General features: G+C 58.3%; 23 protein-coding genes and 1 tRNA gene. 12 read left to right on the forward strand and 12 right to left on the reverse strand.

The features are described 5' to 3' along the window. Positions 1-44: 44 nt before the first annotated feature. From LT42_RS16785 to LT42_RS16805, 5 genes are all read right to left on the reverse strand, one after another. Positions 45-2,330, reverse strand: a complete 2,286-nt coding sequence (locus LT42_RS16785) for an Orn/Lys/Arg family decarboxylase (RefSeq protein WP_037015320.1) — start codon at positions 2,328-2,330, stop codon at positions 45-47. Further along, on the reverse strand, positions 2,327-3,736 hold the full coding sequence (potE, locus tag LT42_RS16790) for a putrescine-ornithine antiporter (RefSeq protein ID WP_037015322.1): 1,410 nt from the start codon (positions 3,734-3,736) through the stop codon (positions 2,327-2,329). The genes LT42_RS16785 and potE overlap by 4 nt, the downstream gene beginning before the upstream one ends. Positions 3,737-4,100: 364 nt before the next feature. Continuing rightward, the gene (ampE, locus tag LT42_RS16795) at positions 4,101-4,937 is read right to left on the reverse strand and encodes a regulatory signaling modulator protein AmpE (RefSeq protein WP_037015324.1); all 837 of its coding nucleotides are present in this window, start codon (positions 4,935-4,937) and stop codon (positions 4,101-4,103) included. Positions 4,938-4,952: 15 nt separating this feature from the next. Next, a complete protein-coding gene (gene ampD, locus LT42_RS16800) occupies positions 4,953-5,501 on the reverse strand; it encodes a 1,6-anhydro-N-acetylmuramyl-L-alanine amidase AmpD (protein ID WP_037015326.1) in 549 nt (182 codons plus the stop codon). A 124-nt stretch (positions 5,502-5,625) separates the two neighbouring features. Further along, positions 5,626-7,866 carry a DUF1631 domain-containing protein gene (locus LT42_RS16805; protein ID WP_037015329.1) on the reverse strand — a complete coding sequence of 747 codons (2,241 nt, stop codon included), beginning with the start codon at positions 7,864-7,866 and terminating at the stop codon, positions 5,626-5,628. A 380-nt stretch (positions 7,867-8,246) separates the two neighbouring features. Here LT42_RS16805 and nadC point away from each other — a divergent pair, with 380 nt between their 5' ends. The 3 genes from nadC to LT42_RS26290 all read left to right on the forward strand — a co-directional run bounded on the left by nadC (position 8,247) and on the right by LT42_RS26290 (position 9,581). Continuing rightward, positions 8,247-9,095 (forward strand): carboxylating nicotinate-nucleotide diphosphorylase, encoded by an 849-nt coding sequence (gene nadC / locus LT42_RS16810; RefSeq protein WP_037015331.1) that lies wholly within the window; start codon positions 8,247-8,249, stop codon positions 9,093-9,095. Positions 9,096-9,172: 77 nt separating this feature from the next. Beyond that, positions 9,173-9,403: a hypothetical protein gene (locus tag LT42_RS16815; RefSeq protein ID WP_037015333.1), complete on the forward strand. Its 231-nt coding sequence runs from the start codon at positions 9,173-9,175 to the stop codon at positions 9,401-9,403. 49 nt (positions 9,404-9,452) lie between these two features. After that, the gene (locus LT42_RS26290; RefSeq protein ID WP_152597687.1) at positions 9,453-9,581 is read left to right on the forward strand and encodes a hypothetical protein; all 129 of its coding nucleotides are present in this window, start codon (positions 9,453-9,455) and stop codon (positions 9,579-9,581) included. 67 nt (positions 9,582-9,648) lie between these two features. Here LT42_RS26290 and LT42_RS16820 read toward each other — a convergent pair. Together LT42_RS16820 and LT42_RS16825 are read right to left on the reverse strand one after the other, a co-directional pair. Then, positions 9,649-9,724 (reverse strand) — tRNA-Thr (locus LT42_RS16820). 79 nt (positions 9,725-9,803) lie between these two features. Continuing rightward, positions 9,804-10,223 carry a pilin gene (locus tag LT42_RS16825; protein WP_037015336.1) on the reverse strand — a complete coding sequence of 140 codons (420 nt, stop codon included), beginning with the start codon at positions 10,221-10,223 and terminating at the stop codon, positions 9,804-9,806. A gap of 222 nt (positions 10,224-10,445) precedes the next feature. Here LT42_RS16825 and pilB point away from each other — a divergent pair, with 222 nt between their 5' ends. The 5 genes from pilB to yacG are packed head-to-tail and all read left to right on the forward strand — an operon-like array spanning position 10,446 to position 15,055. Beyond that, entirely contained in the window at positions 10,446-12,140 is a 1,695-nt protein-coding gene (gene pilB, locus LT42_RS16830) for a type IV-A pilus assembly ATPase PilB (RefSeq protein WP_037015337.1), read from the forward strand. Positions 12,141-12,142: 2 nt separating this feature from the next. Then, positions 12,143-13,360 carry a type II secretion system F family protein gene (locus tag LT42_RS16835; RefSeq protein ID WP_037015340.1) on the forward strand — a complete coding sequence of 406 codons (1,218 nt, stop codon included), beginning with the start codon at positions 12,143-12,145 and terminating at the stop codon, positions 13,358-13,360. Between the two features lie 2 nt (positions 13,361-13,362). Next, complete coding sequence (locus LT42_RS16840; protein WP_037015343.1) at positions 13,363-14,235, forward strand: prepilin peptidase; 873 nt, start codon at positions 13,363-13,365, stop codon at positions 14,233-14,235. After that, positions 14,232-14,852 (forward strand): dephospho-CoA kinase, encoded by a 621-nt coding sequence (gene coaE, locus LT42_RS16845; protein WP_037015346.1) that lies wholly within the window; start codon positions 14,232-14,234, stop codon positions 14,850-14,852. The genes LT42_RS16840 and coaE overlap by 4 nt, the downstream gene beginning before the upstream one ends. Further along, a complete protein-coding gene (gene yacG / locus LT42_RS25370) occupies positions 14,852-15,055 on the forward strand; it encodes a DNA gyrase inhibitor YacG (protein WP_081955409.1) in 204 nt (67 codons plus the stop codon). The genes coaE and yacG overlap by 1 nt, the downstream gene beginning before the upstream one ends. A gap of 416 nt (positions 15,056-15,471) precedes the next feature. Here yacG and LT42_RS16850 read toward each other — a convergent pair whose 3' ends face one another. Further along, on the reverse strand, positions 15,472-16,116 hold the full coding sequence (locus LT42_RS16850; RefSeq protein WP_037015348.1) for a hydrolase: 645 nt from the start codon (positions 16,114-16,116) through the stop codon (positions 15,472-15,474). A gap of 150 nt (positions 16,117-16,266) precedes the next feature. Here LT42_RS16850 and LT42_RS16855 point away from each other — a divergent pair, with 150 nt between their 5' ends. Then, positions 16,267-17,166: a LysR family transcriptional regulator gene (locus LT42_RS16855; protein WP_037015350.1), complete on the forward strand. Its 900-nt coding sequence runs from the start codon at positions 16,267-16,269 to the stop codon at positions 17,164-17,166. Positions 17,167-17,354: 188 nt separating this feature from the next. Here LT42_RS16855 and LT42_RS16860 read toward each other — a convergent pair whose 3' ends face one another. The 4 genes from LT42_RS16860 to LT42_RS16875 form a co-directional block, all read right to left on the reverse strand. After that, entirely contained in the window at positions 17,355-18,308 is a 954-nt protein-coding gene (locus LT42_RS16860; RefSeq protein ID WP_037017454.1) for a 2-hydroxyacid dehydrogenase, read from the reverse strand. A 31-nt stretch (positions 18,309-18,339) separates the two neighbouring features. Then, the gene (locus LT42_RS16865; RefSeq protein ID WP_037015352.1) at positions 18,340-19,104 is read right to left on the reverse strand and encodes an SDR family oxidoreductase; all 765 of its coding nucleotides are present in this window, start codon (positions 19,102-19,104) and stop codon (positions 18,340-18,342) included. A 50-nt stretch (positions 19,105-19,154) separates the two neighbouring features. Beyond that, complete coding sequence (locus tag LT42_RS16870; protein WP_037015355.1) at positions 19,155-19,844, reverse strand: fumarylacetoacetate hydrolase family protein; 690 nt, start codon at positions 19,842-19,844, stop codon at positions 19,155-19,157. Positions 19,845-20,051: 207 nt separating this feature from the next. After that, the gene (locus tag LT42_RS16875; protein WP_037015358.1) at positions 20,052-21,395 is read right to left on the reverse strand and encodes an MFS transporter; all 1,344 of its coding nucleotides are present in this window, start codon (positions 21,393-21,395) and stop codon (positions 20,052-20,054) included. Positions 21,396-21,715: 320 nt separating this feature from the next. Between LT42_RS16875 and LT42_RS16880 the strand changes: the two genes are divergently transcribed. The 3 genes from LT42_RS16880 (at position 21,716) to LT42_RS16890 (ending at position 24,060) form a co-directional block, all read left to right on the forward strand. After that, positions 21,716-22,618 carry a helix-turn-helix transcriptional regulator gene (locus LT42_RS16880; RefSeq protein WP_037015360.1) on the forward strand — a complete coding sequence of 301 codons (903 nt, stop codon included), beginning with the start codon at positions 21,716-21,718 and terminating at the stop codon, positions 22,616-22,618. A gap of 276 nt (positions 22,619-22,894) precedes the next feature. Continuing rightward, complete coding sequence (locus LT42_RS16885; RefSeq protein ID WP_037015363.1) at positions 22,895-23,524, forward strand: DUF1780 domain-containing protein; 630 nt, start codon at positions 22,895-22,897, stop codon at positions 23,522-23,524. Then, positions 23,521-24,060 (forward strand): MOSC domain-containing protein, encoded by a 540-nt coding sequence (locus tag LT42_RS16890; protein WP_052075318.1) that lies wholly within the window; start codon positions 23,521-23,523, stop codon positions 24,058-24,060. The genes LT42_RS16885 and LT42_RS16890 overlap by 4 nt, the downstream gene beginning before the upstream one ends. The last annotated feature ends 69 nt before the right edge of the window (positions 24,061-24,129 follow it).

Genomic DNA, 24,129 nt, shown 5'->3' on the forward strand with positions numbered 1-24,129 from the left:
CCTGAACGGTGCCCGGCGAGCTATTCCCGCCGGGCGAGCTTTGCTTATTTCAGCACCAGCATCCGATAGACCCCCGCCTCGTTTTCGATCCCGTGGGTGTCGTGGGTGAAGCCCGGGAACGACCGGTCGAAACTCTCCAGCGCGCGAAGATAGGCCAGCAAGGGCCCGTCCGCTGGACCGGCATTTTCGCCCGGCATCAACAGCGGAATCCCAGGCGGGTAAGGCACGATGCCGGTCGCGGCGATCCGTCCGGCAGCCTCTTCCAGCGTGACCTGTTCGATCTCATTCCTGACCAGCTTTTCGTACGCCTCCACCGGGCTGAATTCCGCCTTGGGTAACGTACCGAACGCTTTGGACATGGCCGCTGTGGTCCTGGTCTCTTTCATGGCGGCGAAAATCTCTTCGGCCAAATCCTTTAACCCCATGCCGGCGTAGCGCTGCTGGTTCGCGGTCAGCAAATCGGGCAGGCAAAGCTCCAGCTCAAGATTGGTGTCGTAGTCGCGCTTGAAGTCCAGCAAGGCGTTGACCAACGTTCCCCACTTGCCCTTGGTGATGCCGATGGAGAACAGGAACAGGATGGTGAAGTCGGTGGTTTTCTCAACGACGATGCCCTGATGCCCCAGGTAAGCACTGAGCACGCAGGCAGGAACGCCGAAGTCCAACAGGTTACCGTCATCGCCCATGCCGGGGCTGAGGATGGACACCTTGATCGGGTCGAGCATGCAGTAGCCGTCTTCGATGTCGCCGAAGCCGTGCCACACCTCGTTCGGGTGCAGGACCCAGCAGTTCGGATCGGTCTTCAGCCGAACCGGGTCGACTTCGTGAAAGGCAATCGCAGTGGCGCCGACTTGAACCGTCGGCGGCTGCCAGCAGGAGAAAAACCAGTCGTCATGACTGAGCATGTCGGTCTGCATGCGCGAAATGACCTGCCGAAACGCGATGGCTTCTTCAATGGATTCATTGGTCAGGATCTGGCCGCTGGGCGCCTCCATCATCGCCGAGCTCACATCACACGAGGCCATGATCGCGTAATTGGGTGACGTCGACGCATGCATCATGTAGGACTCGTTGAACCGGCCGTGAGGAATCGGGTTGCGGCCGTTACGGACGTGAATCATGGAGGCCTGGGACAACGCTGCCAGCAGCTTGTGAGTCGACTGCGTGGCGAACACGGTGGGTTTTGACGGGTCGTGATCCTCCGGGCGACCGTGCATGGCAAAGCGATCTTTGTACAACGGGTTGAACCGCGCATAGCCATACCAGGCCTCGTCGAAATGCAGCCGGTCGACGCTCTGCCCCAACAGCTCTTCGACGCGGGTGACGTTGTAGGTCAGGCCGTCGTAGGTGGAATTAGTGATGATGGCATGCACCGGCGTCGGGACAATGTGGCTCTTGACCAGCGGATTGCCGGCGATGGCCGCTTTGACCGCCTCGGCGCTCAGGGTCTGCGGCAGGATCGGGCCGATGATGCCGAAGCGGTTGCGCGTCGGTACCAGGTAGGTCGGGATCGCGCCGGACAGCGTCATCGCATGCTCTGCGGACTTGTGGCAGTTACGGTCGCACAGGGCGATCTGGTCACGCGTCACGCTGGCCATCAGGATCACGCGGTTGGACATCGACGAGCCGTTGGTCACGTAGTACGTGCGGTGAGCGCCGAACACCTTCGCTGCATAGCGCTCGCCCTGGCCGATAGGGCCGCTGTGGTCGAGCAGCGAGCCCAGTTCGCCGACGGAAATCGACAAGTCGGAGCGCAGCAGGTTTTCACCGAAAAATTCATAGAACGCGCGGCCAGCGGTGCTTTTTAAAAAGGCGGTGCCGCCGGCGTGGCCTGGGGTGTGCCAGGAATATTCGTAGCTGCGGGCGAATTTCAGCAGCGCGCCGAACATCGGCGGCAGCACCGCCTGACGGTAGCGCTCGATGGCCGCCATGATGCGCCCACTCAAAAAGCGACTGGTGTCTTCGGGTAGCCAGATAAAGTCATCGGCGTGCTGCATGACAATCAGCGGCACACTCGACGCGGTGCTGCGATCGCTGATCAAAAACACCGGCACGCGGGTGTTGCGCTCACGTAATGCCGTCAGCAGATCGATGCATTCCTTGTGGTCGTCGCTGTTGTCCATTTCCCAACTGAGCAGCACACACTGAATGGCCGGATCGCTGCTGAGGATTGACTTGGCGTCGCTCAGGCTTTCCGAGGTCAGCACGCTGATGGCGCGGTCTTCCACGTCGCTGATCAGCTGGATCAGCGCCCGGCCGAACACGCTGCGTTTGTCGGGCTGGCTGCTGACCAGCAGCGCCAGCATGCCGAGCAGGTGTCTGTTGTCGGTCATGGTCGAGTCTCCAGGGTGGCCAGGTTCAGGTTATTGACGGGGACAGGCTCGCCGACGATGTGTTGTGCGGCGACGGTCTGGGTGGGCACGCTGTTGTTCAGCGCTTCGAGTTTGATCAGGCGAGTGTTGACGTAGCCGAACAACGTGTAGCCGACAATCGTTGCCACACCGCCGAGCATCAACGCCTCGGCGCCGGAACTGTACAGCGCCAGATAGCTGTAGGCCGTCGCTACGCCCGCCACGATGTTGGTGATCAGGGCCTTGTTTGGCGGAACGTTCGAGACTTTTTGCAGGGTCATCAGCGTTGCCATCGACAGGATGTACGGCACCAGATTAGTGACCACCGCCAGATTCACCAGCGTGTCGAACTGCTTGGCCAGGTCAGGGCTGATAGTCAACAACGCCAGCGCAGTCTGGATCGCCAGCAGGATCAGCATGCTGATGATCGGCACGCCGTGCTTATTGGCTTTGGCGAATATCGGCAGGAAGTAACCGGTGTCTGCCGAACTCTTGAACACCTGAGCCACGGTGAACTGCCAACCCAGCAACGAACCGATGCACGCCAGCACCATGAGGCCCATCACCAGATTGCCGATCATGGGGTTGAACATCTTGGCGAACACCAGACCGAACGGCGCGGTGGAGGACACCAACTCTGCGTTGCCGACGATGCCGGCGATGACGTTGGTCGAGACGATATAGATCACCGCCGCACCGAGGGTGCCGCCGAGGACCGCGATCGGCACGTTCTTTTCGGGGTTCTCCACTGCATCGCCGTTAGCGCACGCAGACTCCAGCCCTAGAAACGCCCACAGGGTGATCGCCACCGAGGCGCCTGCGGCTTGGTACCACGGCATCTCATGGGGATTCCAGCCTGCGGCATAGGTGCTGCTGTCGAACCAGAACCAGCCAATCGTCGAGACCAGCACCACCGGCGCGATTACGCCCCAAACAGTCACGGCACCGATCTTGCCGGTAATGCTGGCGCCACCGAAGTTGGCAAACGTGGTAATCCACAATAGGGCGATAGTCGCCAGACCTACTTCCAGCGAACCCAGTTTGATATTGAACAACGTCTGGATATAACCAACAGCAGTAATGCTGATTGCCACATTGGCAATCAAAAGTGATAAACCGTAGGTGTAGTTAGTAATGTAGTTACCGGACTTACCGAACGTGTACTCCGCGTAACCGCCCATGCCGCCGGTCTTTCGGCTGAGCATGCCGCATCGCGCAAACGCGTACGCCAGAGCCAGCGAACCGGTGGCGGTGATCAGCCAGGACAGGATGGAGATACCGCCGACTTCAGCGAGTTTGGTTGGCAACAACACAATGCCGGACCCCAACATGTTGACCGCGGTCAGCATCGTAAGCTGCCCCACGCTCATTTTCTTAGCGACTGACATTCCGTTGCCCTATTGGAAGAAGTGAGAAGGTTTAGCTATAGCAAAGGATTCTTGTTAATCAAGAATTTGCCACGCAATAAACAACGTTTAACAGCCGCTAGTTACTGGCGTCAGGCCAGCTTTAATGAGCCATTCAAGAGTTTTAAATGCAGGTAGCGCTGGAAAGAACTTCCAGTTCAGAGGGATGGCGGCGGGTGCCCTTAGGCAAGAAGAATAGCGTCAGAAAACAGCGGAGCGTTGATCCATATCAACGAGATGGCGTTTAGGAAAAGGCTTGTCGAGCAGTGGCCTGAGAGAAGAGTTGGACATCGATCGGAAGACACCGGCAACCCCGGCGCCTTCCGACAACGCTGTTGTTATTGGATCAGACGAACAGCGTGATGAGCGCAAACCCGACATACCAGACGATGGCCGAGCGAATGAGCAGCTCCCACAAGACGTCAAGGCTGTTGACGCCCTCCACACCCACCACTGGCGCGGGCACTTCGCCTGCGACGCAACCGACCCTGGAGATCAACCGAGAGGCGCTGATGTTCCAGTTGAGCAGTTCGCTCAGCATTACACGGCTGACCGCCACAAAGTTACCGACGAGGGCAAAGCTTGCCGCCAGCAAGCGCACCGGCACCCAGTCAAACGCATGTCTGGCCTGAGTCGCGCGCTCAACCAGTGCCGGCGTCTTGCCGTGCTCCGAGGCAAGCGCCAGCAAGCGGTAAGCCAGCGCAGCAACCGGACCTAAAACGAAATACCAGAAGATGACCGCGAAAAAACCCTGATAAACCTGCCACAGCAGATAGGTCTGGGCACCGCCCAGCAGCTGCTCTTCATTCTCGGCCTGGACACCCAGGTCACGCTCGGCCACCAAAACGGCTGCTTCCTGATCACCACGGCGGCAGGCATCACGGAACGAACCCAGTGTGGCTTTAACGTCACCACGACCCAGGCTGTAAATCAGCACCAGCAGATGGATCGGCAGCACCAGCCAGCCGTACGCTACCGAGCCGACAATCGTCAGGACAAGTGCCAATACCACCAAAGGCAGCACAACGGTGAGGATCAAAATCCACCATGGCCGCCTGGCGGTTCGCGGATTGGATTCCAGCCGGCTCAGTTGATTGAGCCACGGCGCATCGCGCTGAACACGCTGGCGCAGGGCCGAGAACTTCTCGATCACGACAGCCAGCAACAAAACCAGAAAACTCATTAGCTGTTCCTCACTTCAAAGGTCCAGGGCGGCACGAAACCGCGCCCAGTCAAAACACGGACCCGGATCGGTCTTGCGCCCCGGTGCGATGTCGCTGTGACCACAAATGCGCTGCGTCGTAATCGCTGGCCACGCCGCCAGCAACTGACGCGTCAGCTTGATCAATGCGTTGTACTGAGCATCGGTGAACGGCTGATCATCGGTGCCTTCCAGCTCGATACCAATGGAAAAGTCATTGCACGTTTCACGCCCCTCGAACACAGACACACCCGCATGCCAGGCCCGGTCAAGGCATGACACAAACTGAGTGATTTCACCGTCGCGCTCGATCAAGAAATGCGCGGACACCCGCAGCTCGGCGATGCTTTCAAAGTAGGGATGTTCTGTGACGTCCAGCCGGTTCTGAAAGAACGCCTGGACCTTACCGGTCTTGAATTGCGCGGGTGGCAGGCTGATGTTGTGGATGACCAGCAACGAAATTTCGTTTTCAGGACGGGCATTGAAATTGGGCGAGGGGCAATGCTGCGCGCCGTGGCACCAGCCGGTGGCAGGGTCCAGATGCATGGGAGGGTCCTTAAGGCGTGAATCGACAGCGCGCAGTATGACCGCGACCGCAAAAGATGTGGATGACGAATCTACGTCCGGGTCACGCAGATTCGCAGTAAGGCGCCGTAGGACCGGTCTGGCCTTAGCCCTTGAGCTTGCGCAGATTGCCCAGCACCGACTCCAGCGCACGGTCGAACAGCAAGGCATCGTCGAGGACGCGAATGGTGCCGCGACGAAATTCCACCGCCAGGCCCATGCGGGTTTTTTCCAGCACCTTCATGCCGGTGCGATTGACGAAAACATAACGCCCGCTTGGTTCGACAATGGCCGCCAGCTTGCAGCGCAGCTTGTGGGATTCGTCTTCGTGAATCTCGACCCAACTGCCCAGACGCAGCTTTTCGACCTGCATCAAGCCTTCATCGTCCGCAGGCAACTGCAGGGACGGCTCGCTCTGGATCTGCTCGCCGGGCCCAACGAGGATGATTTCTTCAACGACCGCCATCATCGCTGTGCCGTTCTCGGGCTCGATCTCCTCATCACTCGCTGCTTCCGCCGGCGCGCGCGGTACGTGGCTGAACGCCTGGACGTGCAGCACTTCGAGCTGGCTGAAGAATTCACTGGTGGCAAACGGGTCGAACGCAGCGCTGCTAAGGCCGTCGCGCAAGGATTTCAGCAACCCTGGCACCAACTCAAGCAAACGCTGACGGGAATCCGGCTCATCGTGCGTCTCGACACTCCAGATCAGATCATCCATGGCCTGAAGGCCCGACTTCCATTCGACGGATTGATCGCCGTGCTTCAGGCACGTCAGCAACAGCACCTTGCTCCAGGCTTCCTGCAACAGACGCACAACTACTTGAGGCAGGGTCTTGCCTAGCAGCCGATCGTTGAGCGCCTGTTGCACCCGCTGACGCGCCAGTTCGGCCAGGGCACGGCCTTGCTCAGCGTCGCGGGTGCGCTGCTCAAGCAGCTCGCTGCGACGACGCTCATCGCTGGTGAATGCCAAAAAGTCCACCAGCAGCTCGGTGAAAATGGCCGGGTCGTCGACGAAATCGTGCAGCAGCCGCTGGACGATCTGATCGATGCGCGCGTAGAGCGAGTCCCGCTGGGTGTCGTCGCGGCCGCCCCAGCCCAGGGCTGCGGAGGCGATTTCATTGAGCAATCGGCGCGCAGGGTGACTGCCGCGGCTGAAAAAGCTTTTATCGATGACCGCGACCTTGAGCATCGGAATCTGCAGACGGCCAATCAATGCACGCAGCGAGCTCGGCAGGTTGCGGTCGTCGAGGATGAACTCGAACAGCATCGAGATGAGGTTGATGACGTCCTCATCCGTCGTACCAACGACGCGAAACTTCCCACTGCGCGCGCTGACCCGGCTGATCAACTGTTCAAGCTGAGCCCGCAGGTCAAAGTCATCGCTCTCTTCGGCTTTTGGCACGTACTGCTGCAAGTGCGACAGCAGACGCAGCAGATCCTGGCTCGAAATAGGCCGCGCATCACTGACGGATTCCGGCCGCGGCGTTAGATGGCCGCGGACATGGACGAGCAATTCCTGCAGAGCGGAGAACACGTCCTGAACGCTCTTGTCGAGATTTTCCGTGGCGTGAAGAATCGCGGCATTGTCGGCGCGCAAGGCCTCGCTCGAGGGCGGCGCACTGGTGGTGCGGTCAGTCGAGCGGCGCGACGGCAACACTTTGAGTTCCGGCAATACACCTGCGGAAATTAACAACTGGTTGGCTTCCTCATAGAGCTGGTCGGCGTTGCTCAAGGCGTACTTCTCAAACAGCTTGAGAATGATCAGCTTCACCTTGATTTCAACGCCGAGACTGCGGCCGGCCTGCAGGAAATATTCACACATCAGCGTAGGACCCAACGGATTGGTCTCGTCGGTCAGCGGCTGGGGGATCAGTACGTTCAAACGCGTGGTCAGTTGACCGAGGGCGACGCCGTCGCGGCTCATGACCTTCACTACCATGGCGTCTACCGCCACGGTACGTTCCAGATCATCATTGTGGACCAGCGCCAGTTTGTCGTAGGAAACGGGCTCGGGAAGCGAAGGCTCAGCGACTTCGTACTGACCCAGGCGCAGGAAGGCTTCAAAGAATTTGTCGAGGAAGTTGCGCTCGATGCTTTTGCGCTTCAAGCGCAGGTCGCGCATGGCTTCGAAAAAGATATTTTGCTCAGCGTTGTTACGCGCCCGGTCGGCCATCTCGAAAAGGGTGTCATCCGCATTATCGAACAGCGTTTGCAAGCTTTCCTTGAGCTGCTGAGCAGCTCGGTCACGCACTTGGAGCAGAACGACAGGCAGCCGGGCAAGGGGCGATGATCCCGGAGTTTCCGGACCTGCCTTAAGGGGCACCACCTTATTCCCGTCGTTCTGCATCAAGGACTCCTTCACCGTCGACACACCGCTCCACCAACAGCCACACTCCGCAGCGAATGAAGACTCGACTCCATTCGAACGGATCTCGAAATTTTATCCCTGGGGATGTTGCAGGCTAACGTCAACGCTATGACGTCAATTACAAGGCGAAGTATCGGGTAAATCTGTGCCGCTCGCCAGCGGACTCTTCGCCTTGATTAGAATAATAGAAGGCGGCGAAGCGACTTGTGGTGCGATAGACCACGAAAAACTCATTCTGTCGCACCAGAGGTGAAAAAACCGACAAAGTGCAGTTAATCCATCCGTCCGAACACTTGCCGCGCGTAGGTTAGTACAGGTCTCTGCCTTATACTCCGGCCACTTAGTCCGTGGAGCCTGATATGCCAAACCTACGCCTGGAAGCCCTCACCGCAGAAATCGACGCCAATGTACGGCGTGCGTTACTGGAGGATGTAGGCAGTGGCGACATCACGGCGCAGCTGATTCCGGCCGAGCGCCTGGCTAAGGCGACTGTCATATCTCGCGACGCCGCCGTCATTGCCGGCACCGCGTGGGTGGATGCGGTTTTCCGTCAGCTGGACCCGCGCGTTGCCGTGCATTGGCAGGTTATTGATGGCGATCGCGTTCAGCCCAACCAGCCACTGTTCCGCCTCGAAGGCCCTGCCCGCTCCCTGCTAACCGGAGAACGCAGCGCGCTCAACTTCCTGCAACTGCTTTCCGGTGTTGCCACCCGCGCCCGCTATTACGCCGACAAGGTCGCTGACACACAAGTCAAACTGCTCGACACCCGGAAAACCCTGCCCGGCCTGAGGATTGCGCAGAAGTACGCCGTTGCTTGCGGCGGTTGCCATAACCACCGCATCGGGTTGTACGACGCTTTCCTGATCAAGGAAAACCACATCGCGGCGTGCGGCGGAATCGCCAACGCAATCGACGCCGCGCACAAAATCGCGCCGGGCAAACCGGTTGAGGTGGAAGTCGAAAATCTAGACGAACTCAAACAGGCGCTCGAAGGCGGTGCCGACATCATCATGCTCGACGAATTGAGTCTGGATGACATGCGTGAAGCCGTGCGCCTGACCGCCGGCCGCGCCAAGCTCGAAGCCAGCGGCGGCGTGACCGACGCAACCCTGCTCGCCATCGCCGAAACCGGCGTCGATTACATATCCATCGGCACACTGACCAAAGACGTCAAAGCGGTGGACCTGTCGATGCGCCTGAGCGCCTGAGATCGGCCCAACGTCTTAAAGGTTGAACTGCGACGACTGCCCGGGCTCTGCTTGTTATCACCACAAGGAGAACGGGCATGAACTGTTATCTGTGCCAGACAGAAGCCGAACAGCGCGAATCAACCCAGAGCGGTCAGGTTGTTGTGTGCCGAGACTGCGGCGAGTACCTGATTTCTGACGTTGTGCTCAGGCAGCTTGAGTCGCGGCCGCTGAATTTCTCGAAAATGCGCGATGACCTGCATCGTCAGCGGCAGTACAACGCCACTTCGATGGCGCAGGTTAACAGCGAGACGGCGATCTGGGCTTAAGGAGTTTGGGCTTGGGTTGATTTGGTTTGAGACGTGTTAGGAGATGACGATGGCTGACGAAAAGAAATCGGAAGAGAAAGAACAACCTGAGAAGGATGTGCCGGCGCATTCGACCGAGGAAGAGAAGGAGCGGCTGAAGGATTTCAACAAGGACGGGATTCCGCCTGGGGTTTGGTGACTGGCCGATTGCCGCATTGCTGGATACGAAAAAAGCCCGGTCTTGAGGACCGGGCTTTTTGTGTTTCTGGTGCCGAAAATAGGAATCGAACCTACGACCTTCGCGTTACGAGTGCGCTGCTCTACCGACTGAGCTATTTCGGCGGTGGTCCTTGACCCTTGGCCTTAGAAAGTCAGCATAGAACGTGTCTTCACGTTAAACGGACCCTGACCGAAGCTAAATTCACTTACAGCTCGTTGGCCGATACTGGGCGTCAACGGTGCCCCCGCAAGTCCAGACGAGGGTACCCGTTGCGGAAGCAGCCGGGGCCAGAGTGATTGTTTTCTTCTGTATTGCCGTGTTGGCGTTGGTTTCATTAGCCGTTGCGGTGACAACCCCATCGGTGCCAACTGCTACGGACGCGGTGTACTTTCCAGTAGCGCCGGTGTAGTTCGCGGCGGTGTTGCTCGCGGGCAATGCGCCGCTGCTTTGATAAACTTCGGTAACTGGAACTTTAGCCCCATCCGCCAATGACATAAGCTCGGTCACTTGGGCGCGAATTGTGTAGTTTTGGTAAGCCGGGAGCGCAACCGCAGCCAAAATCCCGACAATCGCAACAACGATCATCAACTCAATCAGGGTAAAACCTTTCTGTGCGTTCATTGCTACTACTCCAAGCGTCAATTAGGTGTTGCTCGGATATCTCAAAGCACAGTGCGTGCCAGCTTTTAAAGCGCTGCGTTTAACCCAAAGCTGTGTCCTGTGCATGGCGACCAAGCTATAGCTACGCACAAAGTGACATTTTTGGTCACCTACATTCCGACCATTTGGCAGCACACTCCGACTAGGCTATAAACGCAGTAATGTTTGTATTTGGTGGCTGTAATGACTGATGTCGTCCTAACTGGTTTGGCGAAACAACTCGTTGTCGCTGAGTTGCTCACTGAGAAAGCTGCCCAAACGGCCCACGAACAAGCGCGTCGTGACAAGGTTTCCCTGGTACATCACCTGGTCGAAAACAAGGTGCTTAAAAGCATCACATTGGCCGAAATCGCGTCAGACCAATTTGGTATACCTTTCCTCGATCTCAGCGCGCTAGAGAAGGAAAACCAGCCCAAAGGATTGATAAGCGAGAAGTTAATACGTCAGCATTGCGCGCTGCCGCTCTGGCGTCGGGGCAATAAGCTGTTCGTAGGGATATCTGACCCGACCAACCATCAGGCTATAACCGACATTCAGTTCAGCACTGGGCTGACGACCGAAGCAATTTTGGTTGAGGACGACAAGCTCACCATCGCCATAGACAAGTTTTTCGACAGCCATTCAGGCATGGGCGATTTAGCCGACGTCGATCTTGGACTTGAAATCGAAGCAGTCGATGAGGCCAAGGAAAAAGCCATCGGCGGTCATGATTCCGATGACGCGCCTGTGGTTCGCTTTGTGAATAAAATGCTCATGGACGCCATCCGTCTCGGGTCATCCGATCTACATTTCGAGCCCTACGAGAAAATCTTCCGAGTGCGACTCCGTACTGATGGCATTCTTCACGAGGTAGCGAAACCGCCTATTCACTTGGCTGGGCGGATCGCAGCACGCCTAAAGGTTATGGCGAGCCTCGATATTTCGGAGCGTCGTAAACCTCAGGACGGCCGCATCAAACTAAGGATTTCGAAAAACCGCGCCATCGACTTCCGGGTCAATACGCTACCCACTTTGTGGGGCGAAAAAATCGTAATGCGAATTCTAGACCCAACGAGCGCGCAGATGGGTATCGACGCTCTCGGGTATGAGCCGGAGCAGAAAGCGCTATACCTAGAAGCTCTTCGCCAACCTCAAGGCATGATCCTTGTGACCGGCCCTACCGGCTCGGGCAAAACGGTATCGCTTTATACCGGACTGAATATTCTCAACACCGTGGACATCAATATTTCGACTGCCGAAGACCCAGTAGAGATCAATCTCGAAGGTATCAACCAGGTCAACGTCAATCCGCGTCAGGGAATGGACTTCTCTCAGGCGTTGCGGGCGTTTTTGCGTCAGGACCCTGACGTAATCATGGTCGGTGAGATTCGAGACCTGGAGACTGCCGAAATTGCGATTAAGGCATCCCAAACCGGCCACATGGTGTTGTCCACGCTGCACACTAACAGCGCCGCAGAGACCCTGACGCGGCTGCACCATATGGGCGTAGCGGCTTTCAACATCGCAACAGCGATAAACCTGATCATTGCCCAACGTCTCGCGCGGAAGCTGTGCGCTCACTGCAAGAAAGCCGTGGAGATTCCGCGGGAGACATTGATTGCAGAAGGTTTCCCCGAGTCACAAATCGGCTCGTTCCAGCTTTACTCCCCAATGGGGTGCGAGCACTGCAACAGCGGCTACAAGGGCCGAGTAGGTATCTACGAGGTGGTGAAGAGCACACCAGCGCTGGAGCGCATCATTATGGAGGAAGGTAATTCAATCCAGATTTCCGAGCAGATGCGCAAAGACGGCTTTAACGATCTGCGCACATCGGGCCTGATGAAGGCTATGCAGGGCGTGACCAGCCTCGAAGAAATAAACAGGGTGACCAAGGATTAAGCATGGCGACCAAAGCAGTCAAAGTCAGCGTCTATGCTTGGGAAGGGGTAGATAAAAAAGGGACGAAGCTCACTGGCGAAATCAACGGGCATAACCCTGCCCTAGTGAAAGCTCAGCTACGTAAGCAGGGAATCAACCCGACTAAAGTTCGTAAGAAGTCGGTGTCCATCTTCGGCAAGGGCAAGAAAATCAAGCCACTGGACATCGCATTCTTCAGCCGTCAGATGGCGACAATGATGAAGGCAGGTGTACCTCTGCTGCAGTCTTTCGACATCATCAGCGAAGGCCACGAAAACCCCAATATGCGAAAGCTTGTGGACGACATTAAGCAGGAGGTCGCTGCCGGGCATAGCTTCGCGACGGCCCTACGCCAGAAACCACTGTATTTCGACGATCTTTTCTGCAATTTGGTGGACGCGGGCGAGCAGGCTGGGGCCCTCGAAGCCTTGCTGGACCGTGTCGCAACATACAAGGAAAAAACCGAATCGCTGAAGGCGAAAATCAAAAAAGCGATGACCTATCCAATCGCTGTGGTCGTCGTAGCATTCGTTGTAACAGGCATTCTTCTCCTCAAAGTCGTACCCCAGTTTCAAAGTATTTTCGAAGGCTTCGGTGCGAAGCTTCCCGCATTTACGGTGATGGTGATTGGGCTCTCCCAAATCGTTCAGGATTACTGGTGGATATTGCTCGCAGGGATCGCTTTGGGCATTTTTCTATTTCGCCGAGCGTATAGAAATTCGGAGAAATTCAGAAATGGACTGGACCGAGCGCTTTTAAAGGTTCCTGTGGTCGGCCCGTTGCTCTACAAATCTGCAGTGGCCCGCTACGCGCGAACCTTATCCACAACCTTCGCCGCTGGCGTTCCTCTGGTTGAGGCGCTGGATTCAGTTGCGGGCGCGACTGGCAACGTCGTCTTCAAGAACGCGGTCAACAAGGTCAAGCAGGACGTTTCCACAGGCATGCAGCTTAATTTCTCGATGCGCAGCACCGGGGTATTCCCAATGCTCGCGGTTCAGATGACCGCCATCGGTGAAGAGTCAGGCGCACTCGATTCAATGCTGGATAAAGTTGCGACGTATTACGAAGATGAAGTCGACAACATGGTTGATAGTCTTACCGCTTTGATGGAACCAATGATCATGGCTGTGCTTGGCGTGATCGTCGGCGGGCTCGTCATCGCTATGTACCTCCCCATCTTCCAGCTCGGAAACGCCGTCTAATCATGCCCCTCCTCGACTTCCTGGCCAGCTCTCCGCTGGCCTTTGTTCTATGCACGCTCATCTTGGGCCTGCTCGTCGGCAGTTTCCTAAACGTCGTTGTCTACCGTCTCCCAAAAATGATGATCCGCGACTGGAAAATCCAGTCGCGCGAAATGCTCGAACTCCCCCCAGAGCCGCAACCAGAAACCTTCAACCTGATCCTCCCTCACTCGCGCTGTCCGCACTGCTCTCACAAAATCCGAGCATGGGAAAACATTCCGGTCGTGAGTTATCTGTTCCTCGGCGGTAAGTGTTCCCAGTGCAAAGCCCCCATCAGCAAGCGCTACCCGCTCGTTGAGTTATCGTGCGGCTTACTCTCGGCCTTCATCGCTTGGCATTTCGGTTTCGGCTGGGAGGCGGGGGCGATGCTGGTGCTGACGTGGGGTTTGTTGGCGATGAGCCTGATCGACGCCGATCATCAGCTGTTGCCGGACGCTATTGTCTTGCCTCTCCTGTGGCTGGGGTTGATCGTCAATTCGTTTGGGCTGTTCGCTTCGCTGACCGATGCGCTGTGGGGCGCGGTCGCGGGTTATTTGGTGTTGTGGTGCGTGTTCTGGCTGTTCAAGCTGGTCACCGGCAAGGAAGGCATGGGCTACGGTGACTTCAAGTTGCTGGCTATGTTGGGCGCCTGGGGCGGGTGGCAAATTTTGCCGCTGACGATCCTTTTGTCGTCGATTGTCGGGGCGGTTTTAGGGCTGATTCTGCTGCGTTTGCGCAATGTTGAGACCAGCACGCCGATCCCCTTCGGTCCTTATCTGGCACTTGCGGGGTGGATCGCGTTGCTCTGGGGTGATCAAATAACCACTTCGTATTTGCAGATCGCCGGCTTCAGATGACCTCTCCTGTTTCAAAATCCTGGATCCTCGGCCTCACTGGCGGTATTGGCAGCGGCAAGAGTGCGGCTGCCCAGTGCTTCGCTGATCTGGGCGTGCATTTAGTCGACGCTGACGACGCTGCTCGCTGGGTGGTTGAACCTGGGCGCCCCGCGCTTGCACAGATCGCAGAGCATTTTGGCGCAGGCGTGCTGCAAGCGGATGGGACTCTGAATCGCTCGGCCTTGCGTGAGCTGATTTTCAAGGATCCGCAGCAGCGGGTCTGGCTTGAGGGTTTGCTTCATCCGTTGATCCGCGAGGAAATCCGTCAGTACCTGGCGCGCGCGGAATCGGCTTACGCGATTCTGGTGTCGCCGTTGTTGCTGGAGACTTCTCAGCACCAGATGGTGCAGCGGGTGTTGGTGATTGATGTGCCGGAATCGGTGCAGATCGAGCGCACGGTGATGCGCGACAAGACCAACGAAGAGCAGGTCCGTGCGATTCTCAAGGCACAGGCCAGTCGCGAGGAACGCTTGAGTCGGGCCGATGACGTGATCGTCAATGACCGTGACCCGGCCTGGCTCAAAAGCGAGGTCGAGCGCTTGCATCACTTTTATTTAACTTTGCGTGGAGGCCAATGATGAGCCAACCAATGACCGTCAATTGCCCAACCTGCGGAGCGCCTGTGGAATGGACGCCGGAGAGTAAGTTTCGGCCGTTCTGTTCGGACCGTTGCAAGTTGATTGACCTGGGGGCGTGGGCATCTGAAGAGCATGCCATTCCGGTGGCGCCGGATGCGGAGGATGAATTGTTTTCGGGTGATTTGGATCCTCGGCAGCATTGATCTGCCTCGCGCGTCGGTCTGACGCCGAGCTGTGGGAGCGCGCTTGCCCGCGATGGCGGTGGGTCAGGTTAGACGATGCTGGATGTGCCATTTTTCGCGGGCAAGCTCGCTCCTACAATTAAGCGCTGATCAATCTCGCATTACCGTCTGACGCCGACCTGTAGGAGCGCGCCTGCCCGCGATGGCGGTGGGTCAGGTTAGACGATGCTGGATGTGCCATTTTTCGCGGGCAAGCGCGCTCCTACAATTAAGCGCTGATCAATCTCGCATTACCGTCTGACGCCGACCTGTAGGAGCGCGCTTGCCCGCGATGGCGGTGGGTCAGGTTATGCGATGCTTCTGGTCCCGGGTACAACGCACAGACGCCAAAAAAGCTTCGCGACAATCATCGCGAAGCTTTTTTGTAAGGCGTGGGTTTAGCCGAGTTTACGCTGCGGTGCGCCGTGGACCATGGTGTAGGCGTAGTCGACGCCCATGCCGTACGCGCCGCTGTGTTCCAGCACCAACTCCATCACGGCTTCGTAGGTTTCCTTGTGTGCCCAGTCGCGCTGGAATTCGAGCAGTACTTGCTGCCAGGTGACCGGCACGGCGCCTGCCTGAATCATCCGCTGCACCGACATGTCGTGGGCCTCTTTGGTTGTGCCGCCGGAAGCGTCGGTGACGATGTACACCTCGTAGCCTTCAGCCAGTGCGTCCAGTGTCGGGAAGTTCAGGCAGACCTCGGTCCACAGCGCGGCGATGATCAGCTTCTTGCGGCCAGTTGCCTTGACCGCTTCAACCAGTTTCTTGTCTTCCCACGAGTTCATCGAGGTCCGCTCGATCGGCTGCTGATCCGGGAACACCGCCAGCAGTTCAGGCCAGATGAAACCGCTGAAGCTTTGGGTTTCGACCGAGGTGTAGATGGTCGGTACGTTGAAGATCTTGGCGGCTTTGGCCAGGCCAACGGTGTTGTTCTTCAACGTCTGGCGGTCGATCGACTGAACGCCGAAAGCCATTTGCGGCTGGTGGTCGATCAGGATCAGAGCGGCGTTGGTTGGGTTCAGCAGTTCGCGAATGGACATGGGTAAATTCCTTCAGTGAGAGTCGTTCGTTAGGGGTCGCCGCTGCGCGGGTTGCGCTTGTTGGCTGGCTTGGGAGTGAATTTACGGACTAGTCGCTTAGGGAACAATCCCATAGAATCGGGACTCATTGTTTCAAAATCAGGAACGGTCATGGATCGTATCGAATGCATGCGCGCGTTTGTCGCCACGGTAGGAGCAAATGGCTTCGCTGCGGCGGCCCGGGCGCTGGACGTGCCGCGCTCGAAAGTCAGCAAACAGATTCAGGCGCTGGAAGAGGCCATCGGTGTGCAGCTGTTGCAGCGCACGACGCGCAGCCTGCATCTGACCGAGGCGGGCGCCGAGTACTACGACGCCTGTCGCGATGTCATCGCTTCGCTGGATGAAGCCGAACAACGCGCGCGGACCGGGATGGGGGAGATACGCGGCGTATTGCGGGTCAACGCACCCATGTCGTTTGGCTTGAGCCGGCTGGGGCCGCTGATTCCAAGCTTCAACGAGCTGCATCCGAACGTTGAGCTGCAAGTGGTGCTGAGCGATCAGCAGGTGGATCCGGTCAAGGGCGGGTTCGACGTCACGATCCGTATCGCCAGCCTTCCAGACTCATCGATGGTTGCGCGCTCGCTGGCACCAGCGCCGAGGATCATGGTGGCCTCCCCCGCTTACCTCGAACGCGAGGGCACGCCGCAAACGCCAAAGGATCTGGCAAACCACAAGTGTCTGAGTTACGGCTATCTGCAAAGCGGCGTCAGCCTGCAGCTGTGTAACGGCAAGGAAACCCAGCGTGTGACAGTCAGCGGGCCGTTGCATGCCAACAACGGCGATATCCTGGCGCAGGCCGCCGTGGCGGGAATGGGCATTGCGCTGTTGCCCAATTTCATCATTGAGCGGGCGGTCGCCGATGGCCGTCTGGTGCCGGTGCTGTGTGACTGGCAAGCGCCGGTGATTTCGGTCAACGCGGTGTACCCGTCGTCCCGACGCGTGCCGATGAAAACCCGGGCGTTTATCGATTTTCTGGTGCAGGAATTATCGGTTGAGTCCGGAGCGTTTTGAGAGCCTCCCTCGGCATTAATATTCACTTCGATCCGTAGGAGCCGGCTTGCCGGCGAAGGCAATCTGTCAGATACATCAAAGGGGATTGACATACCGCTTTCGCCAGCAAGCCGGCTCCTACAGACCATGGCCCGCCAGGACGTCTGTAAAGGATGCACGCTCCTACAATTGCGGCGGTGTCAGCCCCTTCAGACCACACTCCCCACCGGCACCTTCCCTGCGAGCCCATCCGCCAGGCTGGCCAGCACCATCTCGCCCATCCGTGTTCGGGTTTCGACGGTGGCGCTGGCGCGATGGGGTTGCAGGACGACGGTTTCCAGCTCAAACAAGACGTCCGGCACATGCGGCTCCTCGGCGAACACATCAAGCCCGGCGCCCGCGATTGAGCCTGCTTGCAGTGCAGCGACCAAGTCGGGCTCGTTTACGAGACTGCCGCGCGCCACGTTGATCAAAAACCCTTGCGCGTCCAGCGCTTCCAATACCTTGGCGTTGATGATGCCTTTGGCTTTGTCGGCGGCTGCCGCGACAATCAATGCGTCACTCTGCGCGGCCAACTCCACGAGATCGCTCACGAAGCTGTAAGGCACGTCGCTCATGGGCTTGAGATCGGTGTAGCTGATGGGACAGCCAAATGCCGCGGCGCGCGAGGCAACCGCCCGCCCTACCCGGCCCATGCCGACGATGCCGATGCGCATCCCGCTGAACCGCCGAGCCAATGGGAGCGGCACCAGCGGCGTCGCGGTCTTGGCCCATGCACCCGAGCGCACGTAGCGGTCGCCGGTACACAGTCCGCGACAGGCCGAAATCAACAGGCCGATGGCGAGGTCGGCGACGTCCTCGGTCAGCGCGCCAATAGTCGCCGTGACCCGAATGCCACGGTCCCGGGCGTAGGCCAGATCGATCGCGTCAGTGCCGACACCGTTGACCGCGATCACTTCCACCTTCGGTAGCTGCTCCATCACTTCGCGCGTAATACCGGTGTGGCCGCCGGTCACGACACCGCGAATATTCGCGCCGTGCTCGCGCAGGTAGGCGGCTTTGTCGGTCTGCTGAAAATACGGGCGAACGGTGTACAGCTCATTCAGGCGCGCGTTGATTTCAGGAATCAGAATCGGGCTCAGCTGGAGGATTTCAGGTTTCATCAGTTTCTCGCTTTTCTCGATGTCGAAAGAATCAACCACGGCCCACGAAAGGCATATTGGTTGCCATGACAGTCATGTTCAGCACGTTGGCGGAGAGCGGCAGCGCGGCGATGTAGCGCACGGCGTCGGCAATGTGTTTGACGTCGATCATCGGCTCGACCGCCGTCGAGCCATTGGCCTGACGCACACCTTGGGTCATGCGCACCGACAGCTCGGTCAGCGCATTGCCGATGTCGATCTGGCTGCAGGCGATATTGAATTCGCGACCGTCGAGCGCCAGGCTCTTGGTCAGCCCAAGCACTGCGTGCTTGCTGGCGGTGTAAGGTGCAGTGAAGGGTCGTGGCACGTGCGCAGAAATGGAGCCGTTATTGATGATCCGGCCGCCCTGAGGGGATTGCTTGCGCATCAGCCCAAATGCGCCGCGGCTGCACAGGAAAACGCCGGTTACGTTGGTGTCGATCACGCTCAGCCATTTCTCGACAGGCAGCTCGTCCATCGGCACGGCAGGTGCGTTGACGCCAGCGTTGTTAAAGACCAGGTCGAGCCGGCCATAGACCTCTTCGATGGTAGCGAACAAATGGTCGACGCTGGCCGGGTCGCGCACGTCGCACGACACCGCCAAGGCTTCACCGCCCTGCTCGCGGGCCTGCGCCACCAGCTCTTCGAGGGGCTGCAGACGACGCCCGGTGACCACTACCTTGTAGCCGTCTTCGAGCAGGCCGAATGCAACCGAACGGCCAATGCCGCTGCCAGCGCCGGTCACCAGGGCAATTTTTGAAACGGATTGATCAGTCATTATTGTTCTCCTTGTTGCTCATCAAAATGCTGCGGTTCTCGATGAACCGCTTAGCGGCGTTCACCGACCCTCACCTCAAATTCGCCGATACCCTCGATGCCGCCATTGATCACGTCGCCCGCTTCGAGCGATGCAACGCCGGGCGGCGTGCCGGTCATGATCAGGTCGCCAGCGCGCAGCGTGACGGAATGGGAAAGCTGGCTGATGACCTCGCTCACCGACCAGATCTGGCTTTCCAGATCGGAGCGCTGCCGTTCCACGCCATTGACGCTGAGCCAGATCGCGCCTTGCCGCGCATGGCCATCACGCCCTGACGGACGAATGGGGGTGATCGGCGCCGAGCCGTCGAACGCCTTCGCCGGCTCCCATGGGTTGCCCACCGCCTTGGCCGCGAGCTGCAAATCACGGCGCGTCAGGTCAAGCCCTGCGGCGTAACCCCACACATGGTCCAGCGCGTGTTCAGGATCGATCTGGTAACCGTCTTTGCCTATTGCCACGACCAGTTCGATTTCATGGCAGAACTGTTCGGTCTGGGTCGGAAATGCCACCTCGCCCACGGCGTCGACAACCGACGTCGCCGGCTTCATGAAGAACGCAGGAACCTCGCGTTCCCCGTTGGCCCCATCGCCCCATTGATAATTACGGCCCAGGCAAAACACCCGGCCCACGGGGAATCGCGCATCGCTGCCATTGACCGGCAAGCTGTGGGTTCGGGGAGGCTCGAATACAAAGTTGTTCATGGCGTTCCTTATCACTGAAAGCCGCCCTGTCCGGGCCGCTTCACATCCAGAGGCTTCAATTCAGACTAAGGGATCGAACGCCGGGAAAGTTGGACAAAACCGTGTTCGCGCTGGACTAAAAACCGCAGATCGCCGGCATTAAAAAAGGCGTATTCACATACGCCTTTGCCCACAGGGGCATAAGTTCACACACACATTCTTGAGGCGTTATTTGGCAGTCAGTTCGATGCGGTAAATACGGCCGAGCAATAACGAATAAGACAGCGTACCCACCAGCGCGACCCCGCCAATAAACCAGAACGCCCACGCAAAGTTGCCGGTGACGTGAAGGATCTGTCCGATGACGATCGGGGTAACGATGCCGCCAATGTTGGCCGCCAGGCTGGTAATCCCTCCGGTCAGGCCAATCAGTTCCTTCGGCGCGATTTCCGACACGGCGGCCCATGAAGACGAGGCGATGCCCTGTGCGAAGAAGGCGATCGTGAGCAGCGCAATGCAGACCTCATTGGAGTCGGTGAAGTTGACCAGCATGATCGACATGCCGAGCGCCGAGCCCACCACCAGCGGCAACTTGCGAGAGAAGGACAGCGAGAAGCCGCGACGAATCATCCCGTCGGCAATGAAACCTGCCAGCAGCACACCAACCGTTGCACCAATGAATGGCAGCACCGCGAAGATGCCGACTTTCACCATCGTCAGATGACGTTCTTCGATCAAATACGTCGGGAACCAGGTCAGGAAAAAGTACAGTGCCGATGTGCTGGCAAATTTGCCCAGACAGATGGCCCACACTTGGCGATATTTCAGCAATTCGGCGATCTGCGCCCACTTGAATTTGTTTCTTTCCTGACTGCTCTTGACCAACCCGCCGCCATCTTCGATGTAGGCCAGTTCTTCCTTGCTCACCTTTTTGCAGTTCATCGGGTCGCGATACAGGTACAGCCACGCGATCCCGAAAAGAATGCCGACGATGCCGGTGCTGTAGAACACGTGACGCCAGTCGTAAGTGGTCGCCAGCCAGAGCAGCAACCCGGTGAACAGCGCAGTGCCGAGATACTGGCCGCAGACGTAAATACTGCTGGCGGTGCCGCGCTCGCGCGCCGGAAACCAGACCGTGACCGCGCGACTGTTTGCCGGGAAGGCTGGCGCTTCCATTGCCCCGATGGCCAGACGCAAGCCGAACAACGAAGCGAAACCGCCCGCCATTCCCTGGCAGACCGTGACGGCCGACCATGAGATCAGTGAGGCGCCATAGGTAAATCGCGAGCCGAAGCGGTCGGCGATGAAGCCGGCAGGGACCAGGGCGAACGCGTAAGTCCAGGCGAAGGCCGAGAAGATCAAGCCCATCTGGACCTTGTCCAGCCCCAGGTCTTTGGCCATGAACGGCGCAGCGATGGAGATATTGACGCGGTCCACGTAGTTGATGATCGTGGCGATCAGCAACAGCGAGAGCATGAACCAGCGGCGATGGGACATCGGGCGGGCGGGTGCGGCGGTGGTGGGAGCGGCCACGGCGGCCTCCATCACCTGACTATCAGGGTTGCTCGACATGAGAATTCCTCATTGTTTTTATTGGTATCGAGTGGTGAAGCGCGCTTTCAACTTATCGTACGACCGGTTTTAAACAAGTCGTGGCTTAGAACGTTTTTGGATTTAAACCTGCCGTCCTAATGAAAAGTCCAAGAAATTTCCAGCGTGCCGAAAGGCAAACGAAGCGCCAATCGCTGGCGTAAAGCGTTGATCTAGAACAGTCACGGGTAGATGGCAGATTCCGATTTTTTTGGACATGAGCGGGTTAGCAGGGTTATATAAAAAATTGAAACGTGTCGTACGACGACTGGCAATAAGCAGCAATCACAGAGGAGCGCACGATGGAGCCCGCCAACCGCGTCCCCACTTATGGCATGCAGCAACGCAGTGAGCGGCCGGACTTTTACATACGTGGCAAAACCGAGGGCAAAGCAGAAACGGCGCCTCACCGGCACGAGTATTTTCAGATCCAGATCAATCTGGGTGGCGATACCGTCCAGCACATCGGTGGGGTTGTTCGCCCCTTCCCGCGCAATACGCTGGCCTTCATCCTCCCGCACAAGCTGCACCTCATACCGCATCCGCCGGAGGGCAACTTCCTGCTGATCAACTTTGCTCAAACCTTCCTGCTGCCCCAGTTGCAATGCGATCCGCTGGACCTGGAGGACGTGGCTATTGCCCTCGCTCCCGAGCTGTCACCTTTCCGTTTTCAGGAGCATCTGGATTTCACCTTGAGCGCCGCTGACTTTGCCGAGATTGAGCATCTGCTGGGCCGCATGCGTGTACTCGACGCAAACCGCCAGTTCGGCACGCGGGAGATACTCAAAGGCTGCCTGCTGCAGCTGATTGGCACCATCTGCCAGCTGTACGCCGAGCCGATCAAGCTGCTGGCCGATGACAATGCCGCGGAGCGTAGCCGCCGCGATGCTCTCGCGCGGATGTCGGAGTACGTGCGCAAGAATCTCGACGACCCGGACCTGAGCCTGAAAAAAGCCGCCTCTGCGGCGTTCCTTTCACCGAACTACCTGACCCACTGGTTGCGCAAGGAAGTCGGCAAGACGTTCAGCGAACTGGTACTGGAACGACGCATGCATCTGGCGCGCACGCTGCTGCTCAACGGCAGCAAACCGGTGCGGGAAGTGGCGCGGCTCTGTGGCTTTGCGGACGAGGCCTACTTTTCCAGGCGCTTCCGTCACGCCCACGGCATGCCGCCAGGGCAGTTCAGAAAGCAGCGGGATTTGTAGCCAGTGAATCTCGTTTCAACGCCGCGCAGCGAGTCACGGGAAGCGATCGTGCACGCGAAGGCAGGTACATCCGCTGAACATGTGTTGGTTGGTGATGACGTGTCGTGAGCAAGCTCACTCCCACAGTAGACCTGCGTTGTCCGAGATTGCAGGTAAGGCACATAACCTGTGGAGTCAGCTTGCTGGCGGAGGCATTAGGTCAGGTGACGCAGCAGTGAAGAATGAATCGTGTTCGCCAGCAAGCCGGCTCCTACAAGATGGATTAAGCTGGGCGCTATGGATGACTCCGATTATCTGCGTCTTCTGACGAGCCAGGCCGAGCAGGCCAGCGCGTTCCTCTCCAATGCGCGCAAGTGGGAGCGTGAGCGTTGGGTGTGCGAGCGGTTGCTGCAGGGCCTCAACATTCCCCATCGCGCCGACGATTTTCTGCCAGCCGGGCAGGAGCCGCCGGATGTGCTTTTTCGCGATGCGTGTTTTGAGGTGTTCTTCGTGCTGGATGAAGGTCGTCGGCTCAACGACGAATGGCGCGAAGAACTGCAGCGTCGACGCAGCGCTTTCTCCCTCAGCCAACTGGTGCGACGCGAAGCCAAACCCAAGCGCATTCCCGCTGCCGAGCTGCTTCGCCGACTGGCGCCGACGCTGCGCAAGAAGGCTCACAACTACAAGGAGCGGGGCCTGGAACTGAGCGAACTGGACATCATTGCGTTCGCCAGCCTCAAGCGTGAGGTGCTCGATCTGAACAGCCATTTTCCACCGCCCACTGAGTACCTGCGTCAGGGTTGGCGATCGCTGTCGCTGGTCGGACCGACCTTTGCCCGGGTATTGTTCGCCCATCCGGATGCGCCGGATTTTCTGCGGACCAATTTGGGGCGCAGTGTAGTGTTTGATGTAGGAATTAGTTTATGAGCCCGTTGCAGGAATTGATTGCCGATGTACCCCAGCGCGGGCGCGTTCGCTGGATCGGCGTGCGGCCGGAATCGCGTGGCGAGATGGTCGAGCTGGATGCTGTCGAAGCGCGGCGCGAAGCCGGCCTGACCGGTGATCACGCCCGCCCCGGCCCGCGCAACGCGCGCCAGGTGACGCTGATTCAGTGGGAGCATTTTGCGGTGGTCAGTTCGTTGATGGGCCGCGCCGAAGACAATCCTGTACTGCCGCAGGATTTGCGGCGCAACATCGTGATCAGCGGCATCAATCTGTTCAGTCTGAAAAACCGGCGCTTTCGCATCGGCCAGGCGATCTTCGAAACCACCGGTTGGTGCCAGCCCTGCGCCCGCCTCGAACAGCGTTTGGGCCACGGTATTTTCCAGGCGGTGCGTGGCCATGGCGGCATCACCGCGCGGGTGATACAAAGCGGCATCGTGCGCCTGGATGATGTTCTGTGTATCGAGCCGATCGAATCGAGCGTCCAGGACTTTAACGCAGCCAATACTGCCGCTTCGTGACCGGGGTCACTCATTTACCAGGCCCCACATGACCAGCTGCCTGAACTGAGACGACCATGAGTGTGTCGA

The sequence above is a fragment of the Pseudomonas lutea genome, assembly GCF_000759445.1.
Lineage (GTDB): Bacteria > Pseudomonadota > Gammaproteobacteria > Pseudomonadales > Pseudomonadaceae > Aquipseudomonas > Aquipseudomonas lutea.